Genomic DNA, 18,237 nt, shown 5'->3' with positions numbered 1-18,237 from the left:
CCTTATTTCATTAACGGGTGCTTTAACGAAATAAGAACGGGAAGGTCCAAATCAGACGTTCCCATATTTTTTTCCTGAAAAACAACAATACTATTTAACAAAGCCTAAAAATTAATACCATATTGAACAAAGCCTATAAAAAAAGAGTGCTTTCTTATAAAAAGAAAACACTCGATACAAGCTTACATTACCCGTTTAAACATTTTTTCCATTTCATACGACGAATAATGAACGATAATCGGTCTTCCATGCGGACAGGTGAAGGGATCCGAAGCTTTTCTTAAGTCATCCAGTAATGCCTGGATTTCATCATTGCGCAAATGACGATTTGCTTTAATGGAAGCTTTACAGCTCATCATAATCGCAGCTTCCTCACGCAACTTTTTGATATCCACCTTTTTCATCGATAGGAGCTGCTCAATCATCTCTTCGATAAGTTGCTTTTCTTCACCTTTAGGGAACCACTGCGGATGGGAACGAATAATATAGCTGTTCAATCCGAATTCCTCAAGAAATATTCCGACCTTTTCCAATTCTACACGATTTTCGTTAATTTTCAGGTATTCGTCCGTAGAATAGTCCAGCGTAATGGGAACGAGCAATTCCTGGAGCTCCGCATGGACCTGCCCCACCTTCTCACGGTAATACTCATATTTCAGCCGTTCCTGTGCCGCATGCTGGTCGATAATATATAACCCATTTTCATTTTGAGCAAAGATATACGTGCCGTGCATTTGACCAATAGGGTATAAACGAGGGATTCTGCTTTCTGTTTTGTCATCCTCGTGCGTAGCTTCAGTATACTTTACTGTTTCAATTGGTTCCTGTTCGGGTTCGAGTTCGGGTTCTTCGAATTCCCAATCTTGATGGTCATTTTCCACTTCTACTCTTGGCTGCAGGAGTTCATAATTTACCTTTAAAGGTTCCGTCTTTTCTTGAATGGTGTTATTTGCAAAGGCTGGCCGTTCCCATGTGATTTCTTTACTAACCGGCGTATCATTCGTCCGTTCATCAAGAATTAACGCAGTCTGTTCAGACTTTGGTTTCTCTTTTTTTTCTTGCGTATAAGCAGATGGAATTAAAACCTTCGATTTAAACTCATTTTTGATGATATCTGTGACTAATTCATTTAGTTCTGCTTCCTTACTGATGCGTACCTCCATTTTAGATGGGTGTACATTGACATCCACCAATAATGGGTCCATTTCGATATTGAGGAGCACAATCGGAAATCTTCCGATAGGAAGTAACGTATGGTATCCTTCCTGAATTGCTTTGGCTAGGGCATAATTTTTGATAAAACGGCCATTGATCATTGTAGAAATATAGTTTCTAGACGCCCTCGTTACCTCAGGCATGGAGGCATAGCCGCTAATCTTGTAATCTAGTGATTTTCCTGATATCGGTACAAGCTGTTTGGCGATCGCCATTCCATAAATGGACGCCAGCACTTGGCGGACATCACCATTACCGTTTGTTTGCAGCAGCTTACGTTCGTTATGAATTAAGCGGAACGCAACTTCTGGATGGGAGAGTGCAAGTCGGTTCACCACATCCGTAATATTCCCAAGCTCCGTATGAATGGTTTTCATATACTTTAAGCGTGCTGGTGTGTTAAAAAACAAATCGGTGATCGTAATATCCGTTCCGCGTCTGCTTGACGCTTTCTCATATACTTCTACCTTGCCGCCTTCAATGACCACACGATTCCCGGCACCATCACCAGTTGAGGTCTTCATCTCCAAACGTGAAACGGAAGCGATACTCGGCAGAGCTTCCCCGCGAAACCCAAGGGTACGAATCCGGAATAAGTCATTTTCATTCTTAATTTTACTTGTGGCATGACGTTGGAAGGCAAGTAAGACGTCTTCTTCTTCAATGCCGTTTCCATTATCCGTAATTCGAATCTTCGCCAGCCCTGCTTCTTCTACTTCTATTTCAATGACCGTACTGCCAGCATCAATCGCATTCTCTACTAATTCTTTTACAACAGAAGCAGGACGTTCGACTACCTCACCTGCTGCAATCTTATTGGATAGTGCATCATCTAGCTGGATAATCTTACCCAAACGAGTCACCTCCTAGTTTTTCAACTTCTTCTGAAGCTCGTACAATAAATTAATCGCTTGAAGCGGTGTAATGTCTAATAGATCAGTTTCTTTCATTTTATCTAAAACTTTCTTTTCTTTTGAAGAAAGCTCTTGTTTCTTGGGCTCTCTCGGTTCATCAAAGAACGACAGCTGTGCTGGCTGTTCCTCGATTTCCTTCACTGCACTTTTAACAGCCACAGGTTGTACATCTGGTTTTTCGAGTGCCGATAAAATTTCATTGGCCCGATGGATTAATTCCTTCGGAAGCTCTGCTAATTGAGCAACGTGTATTCCGTAACTCTTATCCGTCGGTCCTTCTTTTATTTTATGAAGGAATACTAGCTTGCCATTGTGCTCAATCGCGCTGACATGGATGTTCTTTAATTTGTCTAACTCGCCATCAAGAACGGTTAATTCATGGTAATGAGTGGAAAACAATGTTTTGGCACCAATATGTTTATGGATGTATTCAATAATTGCCTGCGCCAGTGCCATCCCATCATAGGTAGAAGTACCGCGGCCAATTTCATCAAATAGAATTAAACTGTTTTGCGTTGCATTGGTAAGAGCATTTCTGGCTTCCAGCATTTCGACCATGAACGTACTTTGGCCGGAAATCAAATCGTCCGCTGCTCCAATACGCGTAAATACTTGGTCAAAAATCGGCAGCACTGCCTCATCTGCCGGTACATAACAGCCAATCTGCGCTAAAATGGCAGTTAAGGCAATTTGACGCATGTACGTACTTTTACCGCTCATGTTTGGACCCGTGATGAGAAGAACCTCACGATCGCTGTCCATAAAGCAGTCGTTCGCTACATACTCCTGTGCATTCAACACCTTTTCTACCACAGGATGTCTGCCTTCTTTTATAACCACTTTACCCTCTGTAGAAAACTGTGGTTTTACATAGCGGCGGTTTTCACTCACTTCTGCAAAGCACTGGAGAACATCCAGATCACTTACTGCTTTTGCAGCAGCCTGCAGGCGCGGAATATGTTCTTTGACAATCTCACGAATTTCCGTAAACAGTTCATATTCAAGCTCCCCGCATTTTTCTTCCGCTTCTAATATTAATGCTTCTTTTTCTTTCAAATCTGGGGTAATAAAACGTTCCGCATTGGTTAAGGTTTGTTTACGTTCATACTGCCCTTCTGTTAACAGATGAAGGTTTGCACGCGTAACCTCAATATAGTAACCAAATACTCTGTTAAACCCTACCTTCAGAGACTTTATCCCCGTCTTTTCCCGCTCTTCACGTTCAAGCTGGGCAATCCAGGTTTTGCCGTTTCGGCTGGCATAACGATATTGATCTAACTGATCATGGTATCCGTCACGAATGATATTCCCTTCTTTTAGTGAAAGAGGAGGATTATCAACAATGGCCTGCTCTAATAAATCAGTTACTTCTTCACAAGGATCAAGTGAGTCGGCAATCTGTTTAACCACTTCATGTTCCATGCCCTCAAGAATTTGTTTTAGGTATGGAATCTGCATTAATGAACGCTTTAATTGAACGAGATCACGGGCATTTACATTTCCAAAGGCCACACGTCCTGCGAGCCGCTCCAAATCATAAACTTCGATTAACTTTTCCCGCAGCTCCTGGCGTTCGAAATACTTGTTCATCAATACTTCTACAATCGTTTGACGGTGCTCAATGTCTTCGCGTGAAAGTAAGGGACGATCAATCCACGTTTTCAGCATCCGGCCGCCCATTGCTGTCATTGTTTCATCCAACAGCCACAGTAAGGAACCTTTCTTGCCTTTAGAACGAATGGTTTCTGTCAATTCAAGATTTCTTTTTGAGTAGTAATCAATCTTCATATATTGATGGATTTGATAAGTAGTCACAGGCTGCAGGTGGTCAAGACTTCGCTTTTGGGAACGGTACAAATAGTGAAATAACCTGGCAGCACTTTGTTTTAGCTTATCTTGATTGAGGTTATCCAAGAGATTCGAAAAATTAATCTCTATTGAACTATTATCCTCAAATGAAATGGCCAGTACATCACGTTCCCGCATTTTCCGTTGCAATTCAGCATCAAAACTGCTTGCCACAACCACTTCTTTTGTACTTAAAACAGCAAGTTCATTTAATACTTCATCAAAATTAGCTGACAGCTGTGTGACTTTGCTTTCACCCGTTGAAAGATCGGTATAAGCAAAACCATAGGTTTGATCATCAAAATAAGAAATCGAGGCAATGTAGTTATTTTCTTTATCCGTTAACGACTTGCCATCCATTACCGTACCAGGTGTGATAAGCTGGACAACTTCCCGTCTTACCATGCCTTTGGTTTGCTTGGCGTCTTCCATCTGCTCGCATATCGCCACTTTATAGCCTTTTGAAATAAGCTGTTCAATATAGTTTGGTGCAGAATGATAGGGTACTCCGCACATTGGGATGCGATCTTCTGTACCGCCCTCTCTGCTAGTTAATGTTATCTCTAATTCTTGTGATGCTTTAATCGCATCGTCAAAGAACATTTCATAGAAATCGCCTAAGCGAAAAAATAAAAAGGCATCCTGATAATCTGCCTTCACGGTTAAGTATTGCTGTATCATCGGCGTATAACCAGCCATAATGACCTCCACATGTTTAATCAATTCGTGTATCTTCGACAAACTATTATATCATATATCAGTTAAACTTAGATGAGGTAGAAATTTCTTTTAACGATAATGTTCGTTGTTACTAGATACTTGCATATAATTTATAGTACTAAATCGAAAAGGGTGAACCTCATGGGATGGTTTGGAGGCAGTTATAAGGAATTTAATTTTGAAATGTTTTCTATCAGCCATTTTATGATTATTGCCCTTCTTTTTCTTGGTTCTGTTTTAATTTATTTTAATAGGGATTCTCTTAGGGATAAAAAGTGGAAAAAGGCAGAGGTAACGGCAGGGTTATCTCTACTATTAATAGAAGTAACGTACCATATTTGGATGACGGTTAATGGCATTTGGGATGTCAGTCATGCCATTCCATTAGAATTGTGCAGTATCAGCCTGGTATTATCGGTGCTATTATTGTTAACGAGGAAAAAGGTCTTATATGAAATATTGTTATTCACAGCCTTATTGGGAGCATCTCAAGCAATCTTTACACCATTATTGAATTTTGACTTCCCGCATTTTCGCTTTTTTCATTTTTTCTATACCCATTTAATGGACATTTGGGTTGTCTTTTATTTCACCTGGGTGGTAGGCTACCGACCAACCATTTTATCGGTTGTAAAATTGTTCGTCTTTTTGAATGTATTAATGCCAATCATTATGCTTATCAATAAAGCAGTCGACGGAAATTATATGTTTTTAAGCCATAAACCAAAGAGTCCCAGCCTTTTGGATCTTTTAGGTCCGTATCCCTTGTACATCCTTTCAATGGAGTTTTTATTAATTTCCCTTAGCCTAATCGTTTGGTTCATTTTCCGTAAAAAAAGACTTGGTTAGTTCTGGGTATTTACTTATTGACCTTTTTAGATTAACTATTTATAATAAGTAACGTTCCCAATAAAAGTGTCCCGATAGCTCAGCAGGATAGAGCAACAGTTTCCTAAACTGTAGGTCGGAGGTTCGAATCCTCTTCGGGACGTAACAAAAACCTTGTCAAATCAACCTATTTAGGATGTGCGGCAAGGTTTTTTATTTTATATGATTCTTCATTGCCGCAAATCTGCCGCAAATGTAAAAATTAAAAAATTGTTCCCTCATGAATGGATTTACAAACATAACTGCTAGTTGAGTTCTACTCACGTTAATTGAAATGCTCTGTAAAGAGCATTCATAAAGACCCTAGAAACCGCGTTATATCAACGCTTCTAGGGTTTTTTCTTTTATTTCTACCTGTATAATCATGTTTTTCCCCCCAACCATTTGGGGGAGGTTTTGGGGGCTGTTTGGGGAGGATTTCCAACAAAATTAATTCAGTGGACAGACGTATTCAGCTTCTTTAAAATCCAAATAACATGTACCGTATTCAAAATAAAAAGAAAAGCCCTGGTTAATATCAGGGCTTTATGTGAGCTCACTCTGTCAATGATAGTTATACTTTATGATTATAACAGTTTAATTATGAAAGTATTGATATAACAAGGTTTTTATTAAGTCTCTTTATGATTCAGTCTTTGATATTGGGAACAGTTTGCCCAAATTTGTCCCCAAAGTGTCCCCCATTAGATAGTGAAAAAATGCGCTCTAAACAGCATATCTTCTTAAACTCTAGCTTATATATTGAGGTAGTACCAGCGAAACTGTGACCACCAGAAATAAGGAAATGTCAAGATAATCTAGATTACAATAAGGGATTAAATTTTAAAACTTCAAATACGCATACCCCCGTCCTAGTGACAATTAAAAATGAACAAAGCATTTTTATAAAAACATACTCATGTTCATCGTGGTAATAACGGATTGATCAGGATAGATGGTTCGCGAACAAATTTTCCATTCGTTATCGATTTTTCTAATGATGTCATGGCGTTCGCCAAACATTTGCTCAATATCTGAAGTAGATGCTCTGCTGCGCATGAAAAGGAAATAACTCCGTACTTTGTATTCATCCGGATCAGCAGTCGCTTCAACATAAATGTTGGTAATAAAATGACGCTGTCTAGTTGATGGGTTTTCGACCCAGGCGGATTTCGTATATAATCGATTGACCCTTGTTCTCAACGAAGTCTTCGTTTCCTCGAAAAAGGCAGAATCCTCGGCAATATTGGAAACACCAACACCTTCCACGGTTTCACGCAGCGGCATTCTGTAGGTAATGGTATCTGCCAAAAGCTCAAGCCACTCTTTATATTTTCGGTTATCCAAATAATAAGCTTCCATGTTAAGAAGGTTGGTTATTTCCAAATGAATATCAGCTGTTACTTTGTTTTGGACGTTCAAGCTCATCGGCTTACCTCCTTCTCAAACATGTCTTTTGATATTAGTTCAAGCCAATGCTCATGCATTTTTCGTGATAAGGTATCAATATAGGTCGTTGGATACGCTGTTCCCGGTCCAGGGAAATTCTCATCTGGTTTCACATGGGAATATCCCATCAAATAGTTGCTGACACTGTTATAATTCAGTTCTTTATCCCGCATCATCAACCCTTTACTTACTTCCACAATCCGTGCCCATGTTTCTGTATCATCCTGTTCCAACGTTCCGCTCGGACCAAACGAACCAAGATAACCGCGATAGGCGTCTTCCTTATATTCTTCTGGAGCAGCTTTATCGATTAAAAACCAGCACCAAACCTCCACCCGGTCAGGTGCAATCGGCCTCCACATTCGGAAGTTTAAGTAATTATGTAAATGCCCTTCTGTTCCGTGAATCGGGCTGACAAATGAAAGATTAGGATAAACACCGCCTACAAAAACCGTCACCTTTGACTGTATGTCGAGCTGCTCAGGAGTCAAATGTTTTTCAAACAATGGCCACATTGACTCGGGAGTACCTTGGAAAGGAACTCTTGCTTTCCCCGTTTTTGAGGTAATGACATTGATTCCATGGGCATTTTTCATGACAACTTGATGCCCATATCCTGCATAAAGAGGATCTTCCGGGCTGATTCCCATTTCAACCGTGGAACGGTGAGTCGTCTGTACATGATACGGGTCGGCAGCAAAGTTTTCGGCTGTCGCTTTCCAATTGGCTTTTGCCACCCATCGCTGCGGCAGTCCCCTTACCTCCATGCCGCCGCTTCTGCCTAGTAGAATATCAAAATACCATTTCATCTCGCCAAGATAATCTTCTAAAGATTCAGCGTTCGGGTCCAGATTCCCAAAGATCATTCCCTGATAGCTTGCCACTTGCGGAATCGGACGAAGCCCCCACTCTGACTTGTCCATTTCCTCTCCATAAACCTTATTTCCTGCAACGATACCGACTAGTTCACCTTCAAGATTGTAGCTCCATCCATGGTACGGGCACGTAAAGGTTTTTTTATTCCCGCGGTCAGCCGTGCACAGCTGTGTCCCGCGGTGGGTACAGGAATTTAGAAATGCTTTGACATCCCCTTGACGTGTCCTGACAAGAAGAACAGGATCATTCACCATCCAGCGTGTTACATAGCTGCCAGGCTCCTTAATTTCTGTTTCATGGCCGAGGAATTGCCATGTATGTCCATAAATCTTTTCAATTTCCAAATCATAAATATCTGGATCGGTAATGACCCATTGAGGCAATAGACCTTGTTCCATCTTTTCTTTTAACAAATGAAAAGCCTTTTCATTCAATGTTTTCTTGATCACGTAGTCGTCCTCCTTTTTATGTATAGGCTGTGTTAAACTTGCTTGTTGATTTGCGCTCCAGGCGTTTCGCTTTCCGCGGGCGGTACGGGGAGCCTCCTCGGCGCTTTAGCACCTGCGGGGTCTCCCCTGTCCCCTACCGCCCGCAGGAGTCTCGCGCCTTCCGCTCCAATCAACATTGGACAAAATCAACAATAACCATTAACACAGCCTATGTATAAAAAATACGCAGTTTTCCTTCCGGAATAAAGCAAACCGGAAGGCGTTTTTTTATTTATTACAAAGGACCTTTCTAATTAAGCATTAACTGGTGCTTTCATCTTCATCGCAGCCTTTTCTTCAGTTAATTTATCAAAGCTGCCATACTTTTCATTAACAATTAATAGAGAGATAGCTCCGACAATACTTGGGATAGCAAAGGCAATAAACGCGTGTTGCGGTGCAATCCCGATGGCGAGAATATAGGCAATCAATGTTGGTGCTAAAATGGCACCAATCCGGCCAAATCCAAGGGCCCAGCCCATACCCGTTGCGCGGGCCTCTGGGGGATAATACTCCGCAATGTATGGGTTCGCCAGATTCATATTACCGACTGTACATGCCCCGCCAATCATAATCAAGATATATAGAAGAAATAGGTTAGAAGTGATACTTAAGGATACAAAGCACACTGCGCCTAATATATAAAGACTGATGAGAATGCGCTTATGTCCAATTTTCTCGGCTAAATATCCGCCAAATAAGGAACCAAGCACTTGACCGCAGCATAACACAAGATTAAAAGATAAGCTTGAAGTCATACCATAACCTGACTGCTGCATGATCTTAGGCAGCCAAGTATTTAGACCATAAACCATCAGCAGGCAGCTAAAGACGGCAAACCAAATCGCAATCGTGCTTACCGTACGATTATTTTCAAATATCTTTTTAACCGTTGATCCTTTGTAAGCTTTTTGACCATTTGAAAATTGATAGGAATCCGAATTTTTATAATTACCACCAGGGTCAACCCGATTTAGGACGGATGCAAGCTCGTCTGTTTTTTTCTTGATGACATTAAATGAAAGGGATTCAGGAAAATACTTAAAAAAGAATGGTAAGGTAAAAAATGGAATAACTCCAATCCAGTAGATGACTCTCCAATCAGTAGATGGCACCAGATACATTCCGATAAGGTTTGCCAGGATTCCTCCAAGAGAGTATCCGCAATACATTGTAGCAACGATTAATGCTCTGTTTTTCTTGGGTGAATACTCTGTCATCGTGGAAATAACCATTGGCATTAAACCGCCCATTCCAAGAGAAGCAATAAAACGCATGACCGTAAAAAATGTTGTATTAGGTGCCAGCCCTGCCCCAAGAGTGAAGACACTGAATAGAATCATACAAATACCTAAAACCTTTTTCTTGCCGATTTTATCAGCCAAAGGGCCAAAAATAAACGCACCCACCATCATGCCCACCAGCGAATAACTTCCTACGGCCCCTGCCTGAACCGGTGATAAATTCCATTCCTCCATCAGCCAAGGCAAACTGACTCCAAACATTGCAATATCAAACCCATCAAACATAATGGCATAAAAGCACCAAAGATAAACAAGAAGATGAAAGCGGTTAAATTTACTTGCAGCAACAACCTCAGAAGGGTTTACTGTACGCATAATTATCAGCTCCAAACTTAATTATTATAATCTGTAAACGCATACAAAAATGAATAGAAATTTTCTTACGGTTATGCTAATTCTCCTCCCTTTCTGAAATATATTTTCTAAAGTTATAATAGAGTGGTTTTTGCCCACGAACAATCAGCTAGTTTCGCTATAGGCAACAATCAAAAATATTTTTAGTTTTTCTTTAAGACCGTACACTAACAATCCTCATGTGTTTCCATAATAATAATAAACTGAAGAAATTACATAATCTTTCCTAATCAGCCTTTCATGAGGACATAAATCGGAAAAAATTTCCTTTCACTGTCCTCATCAGCCCATCTATAGTCTTTTTCAAAAGCCAAAATAAAAAAGCTGGCTCCTTAAGCTTTAGGAAGCAGCAGTTGATTTTCATTTTACAGAGTTGAAAGCACAGTGTTCTTATTTAGAAAAGAACTGTTAATCTCGAATGGCAGTCCGACATAGTTTTCTGCAAGGCTTGCTGCAGCCATATGGGATGATGTTACGTACTCCAGATAGCTAGCTGGATGCTGTACTCAAATGAGCTATGGTCAAAATTCCGATGCAAGGTGGTTGTCATCCACCAGGAGAATCGCTGTGCCTTCCAAATTCTACGCAGACATAATTTAGAGTAACGGGATAGAATATTACCATTTCCTGATTGAAAGTATTCCTTAAGCCCTTCTGATAGGACAAGAATGTTGGAGATTGCTAGATTAAGCCCCTTTGCCCCTGTAGGAGGAACGATATGGGCCGCATCACCTGCAAGAAACAGGTACACAAAAAAAATATACTAGAAAAAGCGCTTTAAATAGGGCTTTTCTAGGTAAAATGAAAACAAGATAAATTTCCTTCAATATGTTATACCCTTTTTCTTTTAATTTTTCACTAACATACCTAACCCTATCTATATTTTTAAAGCTTGATGCAATATAAAATTTCATTATTTCTCCTCACTTATTGATTTCAATTTTAACATTATAATCTTAACATCTCTTATTAAGCTATCCTGCGTCGTTACTTCAATAAAAAAAGCGACCCCTCGTTATTGAAGAATCGCACCAGTTAGTTGCATAAATAATAAAGCTTTATTTGCACGGATTGGAACACATTTACGGCAGAATTAAGAGTTTATTAGCCTTTCCCTGCGATGGATCTGAAGCATAAATTACAAACATTAAAATTTTTTAGGCTGATTTTGTTTGGTCTTTTTTTTCTGAAAACAATAGCCTAGCAGAAGTTAATCGGTTTCGAATTAAGACACCAATCCACGAAGCAAGGGCAGCCTTGATTAATCCAACAATGATAAACGGAGTAAATCCTCCTGCAAAAGCAGCTGTCCAAGAAAGCTCGGCAGCAATCTTTAGCCAAGCAGTGCCGAATGCCAAAGTAACGAGCATTCCAATACTATTAGCAATCACAGCATTCTTGAAGTTGAAGGCTGTTTTTTCCATAAACCATCCGATTAGGAAGGTAGCTGGAAGGAAGCCAACTAAATAACCTCCAGTGGGTCCGATAAGCTTTGAAATTCCACCTGAAAATTCAGCGAATACAGGTACTCCTGCAGAACCAATAATTAAATATAAAATGACCGATAAGGTTCCATAACGAGAACCTAGGATTGTTGCTGCTAAGCCAATGGCAAGGGTTTGTCCTGTAATTGGAACGAGCGGAAGTGGAATTGTAATTTGAGCCATTACGCCAATGATTGCAGCAAAAAGTGCTGTCACAATCATCATTCTTAATTTCAATTGTGGATTTGTCATCTGTTTCTCCCTTTCGAATGTAAACTAATTTTTATATTTAGTTAACAATTAAACTATATTTATATTTAAAAAATTTGTCAACCCAAAAAAAGAGGTGCCAGTGCACCTCCGAGGATTTATTTTGAAATATCTGAAAGGGTTTCAAAAGAAACATAAAAAGAAATGGCATTTGATCCAACTTGTTGAACTAAACTCCCTCAATAAACAAAGTGAAAACTCACGTTTTCTCCAGTATTCTCAGTATTTTATAGATTGTTATTTTAGAGTTTACAGCTCGCTACTTTGGTTGGATTTATCTCGTCAGGATAAATTTGGGTCTTTGAAGCAAAAAGACTGATATCACATTAGCCACACACTTACAAAAAATGGTGGATGAGTAAAAATATGATCGCACTGGTGGATGTCCACATTTCTCATGGAGGTCAACCCTCCCATGCCTCACAGAGTCTTCGCTCTCAAATTCCTTCGTCCAACCTTTCCATGAGGTGGATGTCAGTCATGCTGCTCCACAGGATCCTTGCCCGAAGTTTAGTTGCTTTGCTGACTAATCCGTGCTTCAAATGTCCGAGACTTATAACATCTAAAATCCTTTTCTACCTACTGCTCTTACTGAATTACGCTGCTTTTTCAACTTCTATGTTTGCTCTCATATGAGGGATATCCTGTAACATTCTCTCTTCACTAAACTCAAATTGTTTCTTTCCAATGGCAAAAAATATACGTATTAGCTTATTACACAATGCAATCAGAGACTGCATTTTCTTTAGAGGATTGTCCGGACGCTGCGTGTAATAGACATGCAGCGCTTTAAAGGCCGAGTTCTTCGCGACCATAATCATACTCACTCTGAAGAGGAGAGCCCTTAACTTCTTCCTCCCCCTTTTAGTGATCCTTGTTTGCCCTTTATGCTTGCCAGAAGTATTCTCTTTCAAGCTTAATCCAGCTAACTTTATGATTTGTCTCGGGTGCGAATACTCTTGTAGATCTCCCACTTCTGCAAAGAAGCCGGCAACCGTATCTCTCCCCACGCCCTTGATGGCTAACATTTGCTGGACACCAGGTATATGTTCAATCAAGTTATCTATCTTCTGATCTAGTTCTTCGAACTTCTCTTGTATCAAGTCATATTTATCAAGCAGAGTGGCCAGTTCTAATTTGGCCATAGTTGAACCTTGGCAAAGTCCGATGGACTCTTTAGCTGCTTTTTTTAACTCTTGTATTTTGTTTATTCCTACACTACGGCTAACTGCTTTCCGTAGATGGTCTAATAAGTACTGATCAGAGAAATTGATCAGTTCATTTGGTAATGCTCCTAACCTTAAAAATTGCAACGCTGCTTTTCCTTCCCAACTCTTAAAGACGGTTAGAAACTCAGGAAAATAGCGATCTAGCCAGTTGTGAATCTGGCCTTGTACCGTTTGAAGGTCATCAGTTAGGAGATCACGTATTTTTTTCGCCACACGAAGTTCTGCATAAACACCTTGTGGTATCGTCGGTTCAGCATATCTCCCGTCCTTGACCAACTGAGCGATGACTCTAGCGTCTTTCACATCGTTTTTAGTCGGTGAATTATCGTCAAGTTCCTTACTCTTCTTTACATGTAATGGGTTCACAGCGACAAACTTTATTTGATTTTCTTTTAGAATATGAGCTAGGTTTAGCCAATAGTGGCCAGTAGGTTCCATCCCTACGATCGCTTTTTCCATGTGTTGTTCCAGTTTTAATTGATTGATCCAATTAAGAAACAGTTGAAATCCTTCCTTGGTATTATCAAAATAACAAGGGGAACCAAACTCCATTCCTCTGTAGTCCTGTGCACGTGCGACATGCTTGAATTTCGCAATATCAACACCTATAATTAATGTCCTAGAAGTAATTTGAGCAATCTTTTCATTTTGGTTATAATTCATGTTAAGACCTCCTGGTATTTGGGGATTGTCCTTTTTTGCTGGCCAGCTCTAGGACTCTCTCATTCTACCAAGAGGTTCTTTTTTTGTTCAAACCCCATTTTCATTCATTACAGGAATGCTGCTTCGTTAGCTGAACAAGCAAAAAGACCGCCGCAGCGATCTCATCTTTAACTATTGCACCCGTTTGTTTAAGTACATTTTTTCACAAACTTTGTTTTATTACAGGAATGCTGCCCGTTAGCTCAATAAAAAAGACTGCCTTTTATGACAGCTCTGTTTTATCACTAGAGATATTCGTTAGTTGCTTGTCACTTTCATTAAAAAGCAAACAAAAAGAGCCCTTGAAGGACTATTAATAATATCTTTAGTTACTTCTTGATATAAAACGGGGAAAATCTTTCTCTTCTACTAAGGTAATGTGCAATTAAATATATTATGATCTGTATAGGGAAGGAATAGGAATATTTCCATCCAGTTAGAACATAAACGCCCATCCAATGAAAGAATGGTTCGGCTATATACGCAGAAAAAAGTGCAAACAATATTGCTTTTATAACTGGATTAAAAGCAGGTTTAATTTGCAGAATAAACATGACGGATATTGGCATTAATGTAATATCCCAAGGAAAATAAGTTGGAAGTACAGGCATTACATTAAATCTATAATGCCAAAAACCAAATTGATCTCCTACCACATCCAAACAAAGTGATACAATGATTACGTAAAAACCAGCATATAAAATACGGTCGGTACTATCCTTTTTTCTGTATTTTATCCAAATAAGCCAAGGTATAATGGATAGTACTACCCCAAACCACCATAAACCTGAGAAGACTACATGATTGGACCAAATCTCAATTTTTTGTTGTATTATTTCTTGGGCCTGATTGGTATTATCGTCAATCATCTTTTTTACATTTTCTTTATATTCCATTTATAAATCCACTCCAACGGACCTTAGACATATTAAATATTTTCGACACTTTATGAATTGAATATACTTCCATAAAAAATACACCTATTTTAGGTGTCTGTTGTCTTGCTATACGGTTTCGTTAGCTTAATAAGAAGGTGAATAAACTCTATCTATATGGTATCAATAACAAACTCGACTTTTATATCGCAGTCATAAGGAATTGGCTCAAAATTGTGAAACCTACAAAACACATTAGGAAGGTCTTTTATCTCATAGGTTAACTCTTTTGCTTGCAGATATTTTTGCTCTAACTGTTGTTTGGGACACTTTTTACCAGTAAGTAGAACTTGATGTAAATAACCTTCGATTTAAATAACCAATATTATCACGACTGGTTGCTAATAAGTCATATAACTTAGATTTTTATCAATAACCAGCCTTATTTTACTATAATCCCTTCTTCCACTAAACTGCACCTTTAGCTTAATAAGAACCTCCGTTTCAATTTCGTGAATCAGGTCAATAATTCCTGAAAAATAGAATTTTTAGGGAGAGATGAACTTGTTATTGTCACAAGCTTGGGAAACGTATGAATCTGATAAACGTATTGAAGGATTTTCGCCGCAAACATTAAAAGCATATAAACTACAGTCCGGCTTACTTATACGCTTTATTAATGATGTTCAACTTGATACGATCACTACGGTTCAATTAAAAGCTTATTTAGCAAAATCAAGTGAAAGCCTTAAGCCTGCAAGTTTGGCTCATCGAATTCGTTTTATGAAATCATTATTTCGATGGTCTCATGAAGAAGGGCATATCCCCAAAAACCCAGCAGCTAAAATTAAAGAACCTAAAACCGGGAAAAGAATACCTAAATTTCTGACCGAAATGGAAATTGAGCATTTACGGGAAGCCTGCTGCACCCCAATGGAAAAGGCTCTGTTTGAATTCATGTTCTCCACTGGATGCCGAATAGGAGAAATTGTTTCCTTAGATAGAGGCAGAATTAATTGGTCGAACCGATCCGCCATTATCAGAGGTAAAGGCGATAAGGAACGGGAGGTCTATTTCAATATCCGCAGCGAAATTTGGTTAAAACGATACCTAGATAATCGCGAAGACAGGGACACTGCTATTTTTGTCACGGAACGGGATCCTCATCGAATGAGCATTGCCCAGATGCGATACATTATTAAGCGGATTTCAAACCGCGCCAGCATTAACAAAGAAATTCATCCGCACCAACTAAGGCACAGCTATGCAACCCATTTATTGAATAATGGAGCACCTCTAGATGTTATTCAAAGCCTATTAGGTCATGAAAAAAGTGAAACCACCCGGATATATGCCCAGTTAAGCGGAAGCATCAGGCAGCAATTATATATGAAGTATTTTTAAAAATGAATAAAGCAGCGCATCTTGAATGCGTTGCTTTATTTCACTCTTGCTACCCGTTTGTTGAAGAACGACTTAATCTTCAACTACTTCAATCAATTCAGTATAAATACTAACAAAATAAGTTTCTAATAAATCACCCAATTTCCCATCGAGTTTTTTATATTCATTATTCGCTTTCCTGAGAATACTAGAAAAATCCTCTTCTTCATTATCATTATTTTCCAATGCTTTGAATAGTTTCCATAATTCTTCACCATATTCTTTTTCAATTTTTGAATAATCATAAGCACCAATTTTTTCAAGAATACCTGTAAGTTCCTTCAAGTAATTGGTTATTCCTACTTTCTCAATATGCCATGAGAACCAAGTGAACAAACTTTCGTGACCTCCACTTTCCATTTCTGAATAGTAATTAAAAACAATAAATACTTCATTAGCAATTTGGTTTTCTGTTGGGAAGTCATATTTGCCCATCATTTTAATAACTGCGTTCCAGATATCGTCCTTAGTCATTTGGTCTTTTCTTTTGTTTTCTGTTGGGGATTTATATTCATCTAAATGTTTCATAAGAAAGTTCCAGATATCATCCTCAGTCATTTCATTAGTCACTAGGTCTTTTTCTTTTCTATGTTTCACAACACATTCCCCCTAATAAAAACATTTTACTACAATTACCCATAATTCTACTTCAACTAACCTGCCTCGTTAGCGGAACAAGAAAAGCGACTGTTCTTATTGAACAATCGCACCCTATAGTTTAAGTACAAAACTTCACAATATTTTAATTCGTAATATCTGTTCCTTCGGCATAATCCCAAGTTACATAATTTAATTCAATATCTCTACCTTGAATTGCACTTACATCTGCTGTCATTGTAAACTTTTGACCAATTCCAATATGTTCAGTATAAACCATAGTTGATTTAGCAATTTTAACTCCATTTTTATCATAAATAAAATAATCAATAAATACATCCTTTAATGCTTTACCACTGGTATTTATCATTGTATAACTTTTTATGAAGGTTGTTTCATTTTTTATTACATCAATTTTTGCATTATAAATCATATCCCAAAGTTTATCTCCAAATTCCATATCTTCTACTTTTTGTTTAATTTCTGCTATTTCTTTTTTTTGTGCTTTTATTTCTGCTTTTGCTTTTACTTCTTTTATTGCTTTTTCTTCTAAGCTTGAAGCTAATTTGTGATTTTTAATTCCTAATTTGTGAATTTTAATTCCTTGATAAATCCCAATACTTAACAGAAAAATTGAAATAATAACAAGTATAAAACTAAAAATATTCTTTTTCAAAAATCATTCCCCCTTTGAATATTTTAAATATTCTGATAAATTGAGCCAAGTATGTTCAGTCCAAGTTCTTTGCATTTGTGTATGACCTTGATGGCATCTGATGGTTGAAAAAGATAAATCCCCCCCCACGAATGATTGCCCTTTTCCCAAATTCTTTTTCAATTAAGTCCATACCTTTATTTAAATAAACAAATTAATACAAACGAATATAAAACTAAAATTTGTAATCCAATAGATAATAATTTTTTCTCCATTTCTATTTCACATCCCTTTTTTCTACGTTCCCGTTTAACTCAATAAGTAGATATTCTTCATAAATTTGAGCAAGGTAGAGACTCAACTAATTCTTATGATTGCTCAACGCAAATAATCATTCCAGAAAACTTCATTTTGTATTAAGTAAAGCTTAAAATTGACTTCCTTGTAACTAGTCATTATAGATACCAATTAATTTATCGTTCTAACAAAGCAAAACATTTAATCCCAAAGGATTACATCTATCATCTTATTCAACTAACCTCCCTCAATAAACAAAGTGAAAACTCACGTTTTCTCCAGCTTTCTCAGTATTTTATAGAATGTTATTTTTGAGTAAATGCTCGCTACTATGGTTGGATTTATCTCGTAAGGATAAATTTGGGCTTTCGAAGAAAAAAAGACTGTTGCTCTTTAGCCACGCATTTGCAAAAAATGGTAAATGAGTAAAAATATGATCGCACTGGTGGATGTCCACATATCTCATGGAGGTCAACCCTCCCATGTCTCACAGAGTCTTCGCTCTCAAATTCCTTCGTCCAACCTTTCCATGAGGTGGATGTCAGTCATGCTGCCCCACAGGGTCATTGCCCGATGTTTAGTTGCTTTGCTGACTAATCCGTGCTTCAAATGTACGAGACTTTTAAAACTAAAACTCTTTTCTACTTTAC

The 18,237-nt window shown here is 38.3% G+C and carries 13 protein-coding genes and 1 tRNA gene; 3 read left to right on the top strand and 11 right to left on the bottom strand.

Features of this window, described 5'->3' with window-relative positions; genetic code table 11:
- Positions 1-182: 182 nt before the first annotated feature.
- A complete protein-coding gene (gene mutL / locus QNH29_RS10130; protein WP_283864660.1) occupies positions 183-2,069 on the bottom strand; it encodes a DNA mismatch repair endonuclease MutL in 1,887 nt (628 codons plus the stop codon).
- 12 nt (positions 2,070-2,081) lie between these two features.
- A complete protein-coding gene (mutS, locus tag QNH29_RS10125) occupies positions 2,082-4,676 on the bottom strand; it encodes a DNA mismatch repair protein MutS (RefSeq protein WP_283864659.1) in 2,595 nt (864 codons plus the stop codon).
- Positions 4,677-4,838: 162 nt separating this feature from the next.
- On the opposite strand from mutS, the gene QNH29_RS10120 reads away from it, so the two are divergent.
- A complete protein-coding gene (locus QNH29_RS10120; RefSeq protein ID WP_283864658.1) occupies positions 4,839-5,546 on the top strand; it encodes a YwaF family protein in 708 nt (235 codons plus the stop codon).
- A gap of 68 nt (positions 5,547-5,614) precedes the next feature.
- Positions 5,615-5,688 (top strand) — tRNA-Arg (locus QNH29_RS10115).
- 779 nt (positions 5,689-6,467) lie between these two features.
- Here the strand turns inward: QNH29_RS10115 and QNH29_RS10110 are convergent.
- From QNH29_RS10110 to QNH29_RS10080, 7 genes are all read right to left on the bottom strand, one after another.
- On the bottom strand, positions 6,468-6,992 hold the full coding sequence (locus QNH29_RS10110) for an aromatic-ring-hydroxylating dioxygenase subunit beta (RefSeq protein WP_283864657.1): 525 nt from the start codon (positions 6,990-6,992) through the stop codon (positions 6,468-6,470).
- Positions 6,989-8,287 carry an aromatic ring-hydroxylating oxygenase subunit alpha gene (locus QNH29_RS10105; protein WP_481858823.1) on the bottom strand — a complete coding sequence of 433 codons (1,299 nt, stop codon included), beginning with the start codon at positions 8,285-8,287 and terminating at the stop codon, positions 6,989-6,991. Before QNH29_RS10105 ends, QNH29_RS10110 begins: the two co-directional genes overlap by 4 nt.
- Before the next feature lie 344 nt (positions 8,288-8,631).
- On the bottom strand, positions 8,632-9,996 hold the full coding sequence (locus QNH29_RS10100) for an MFS transporter (protein ID WP_283864655.1): 1,365 nt from the start codon (positions 9,994-9,996) through the stop codon (positions 8,632-8,634).
- 511 nt (positions 9,997-10,507) lie between these two features.
- The gene (locus tag QNH29_RS10095) at positions 10,508-10,786 is read right to left on the bottom strand and encodes an FAD-dependent monooxygenase (RefSeq protein WP_481858790.1); all 279 of its coding nucleotides are present in this window, start codon (positions 10,784-10,786) and stop codon (positions 10,508-10,510) included.
- A 406-nt stretch (positions 10,787-11,192) separates the two neighbouring features.
- Positions 11,193-11,771, bottom strand: coding sequence for a biotin transporter BioY (locus QNH29_RS10090; protein WP_283864654.1), 579 nt, complete (start codon positions 11,769-11,771; stop codon positions 11,193-11,195).
- A gap of 614 nt (positions 11,772-12,385) precedes the next feature.
- A complete protein-coding gene (locus QNH29_RS10085) occupies positions 12,386-13,681 on the bottom strand; it encodes an IS110 family RNA-guided transposase (RefSeq protein WP_283864653.1) in 1,296 nt (431 codons plus the stop codon).
- 368 nt (positions 13,682-14,049) lie between these two features.
- Positions 14,050-14,616, bottom strand: coding sequence for a CBO0543 family protein (locus tag QNH29_RS10080; RefSeq protein ID WP_283864652.1), 567 nt, complete (start codon positions 14,614-14,616; stop codon positions 14,050-14,052).
- 543 nt (positions 14,617-15,159) lie between these two features.
- On the opposite strand from QNH29_RS10080, the gene QNH29_RS10075 reads away from it, so the two are divergent.
- Positions 15,160-15,999 carry a tyrosine-type recombinase/integrase gene (locus tag QNH29_RS10075; protein WP_283864651.1) on the top strand — a complete coding sequence of 280 codons (840 nt, stop codon included), beginning with the start codon at positions 15,160-15,162 and terminating at the stop codon, positions 15,997-15,999.
- A 72-nt stretch (positions 16,000-16,071) separates the two neighbouring features.
- Here QNH29_RS10075 and QNH29_RS10070 read toward each other — a convergent pair whose 3' ends face one another.
- Positions 16,072-16,635 (bottom strand): DMP19 family protein, encoded by a 564-nt coding sequence (locus QNH29_RS10070; protein WP_283864650.1) that lies wholly within the window; start codon positions 16,633-16,635, stop codon positions 16,072-16,074.
- Positions 16,636-16,780: 145 nt separating this feature from the next.
- Complete coding sequence (locus QNH29_RS10065; protein ID WP_283864649.1) at positions 16,781-17,311, bottom strand: hypothetical protein; 531 nt, start codon at positions 17,309-17,311, stop codon at positions 16,781-16,783.
- Between the last annotated feature and the right edge of the window lie 926 nt (positions 17,312-18,237).

Source organism: Neobacillus sp. DY30, assembly GCF_030123065.1.
Lineage (GTDB): Bacteria > Bacillota > Bacilli > Bacillales > Cytobacillaceae > Neobacillus.
Note: the sequence above shows the minus strand (reverse complement) of the source record. Positions and strands in the feature narration are given on the sequence as shown.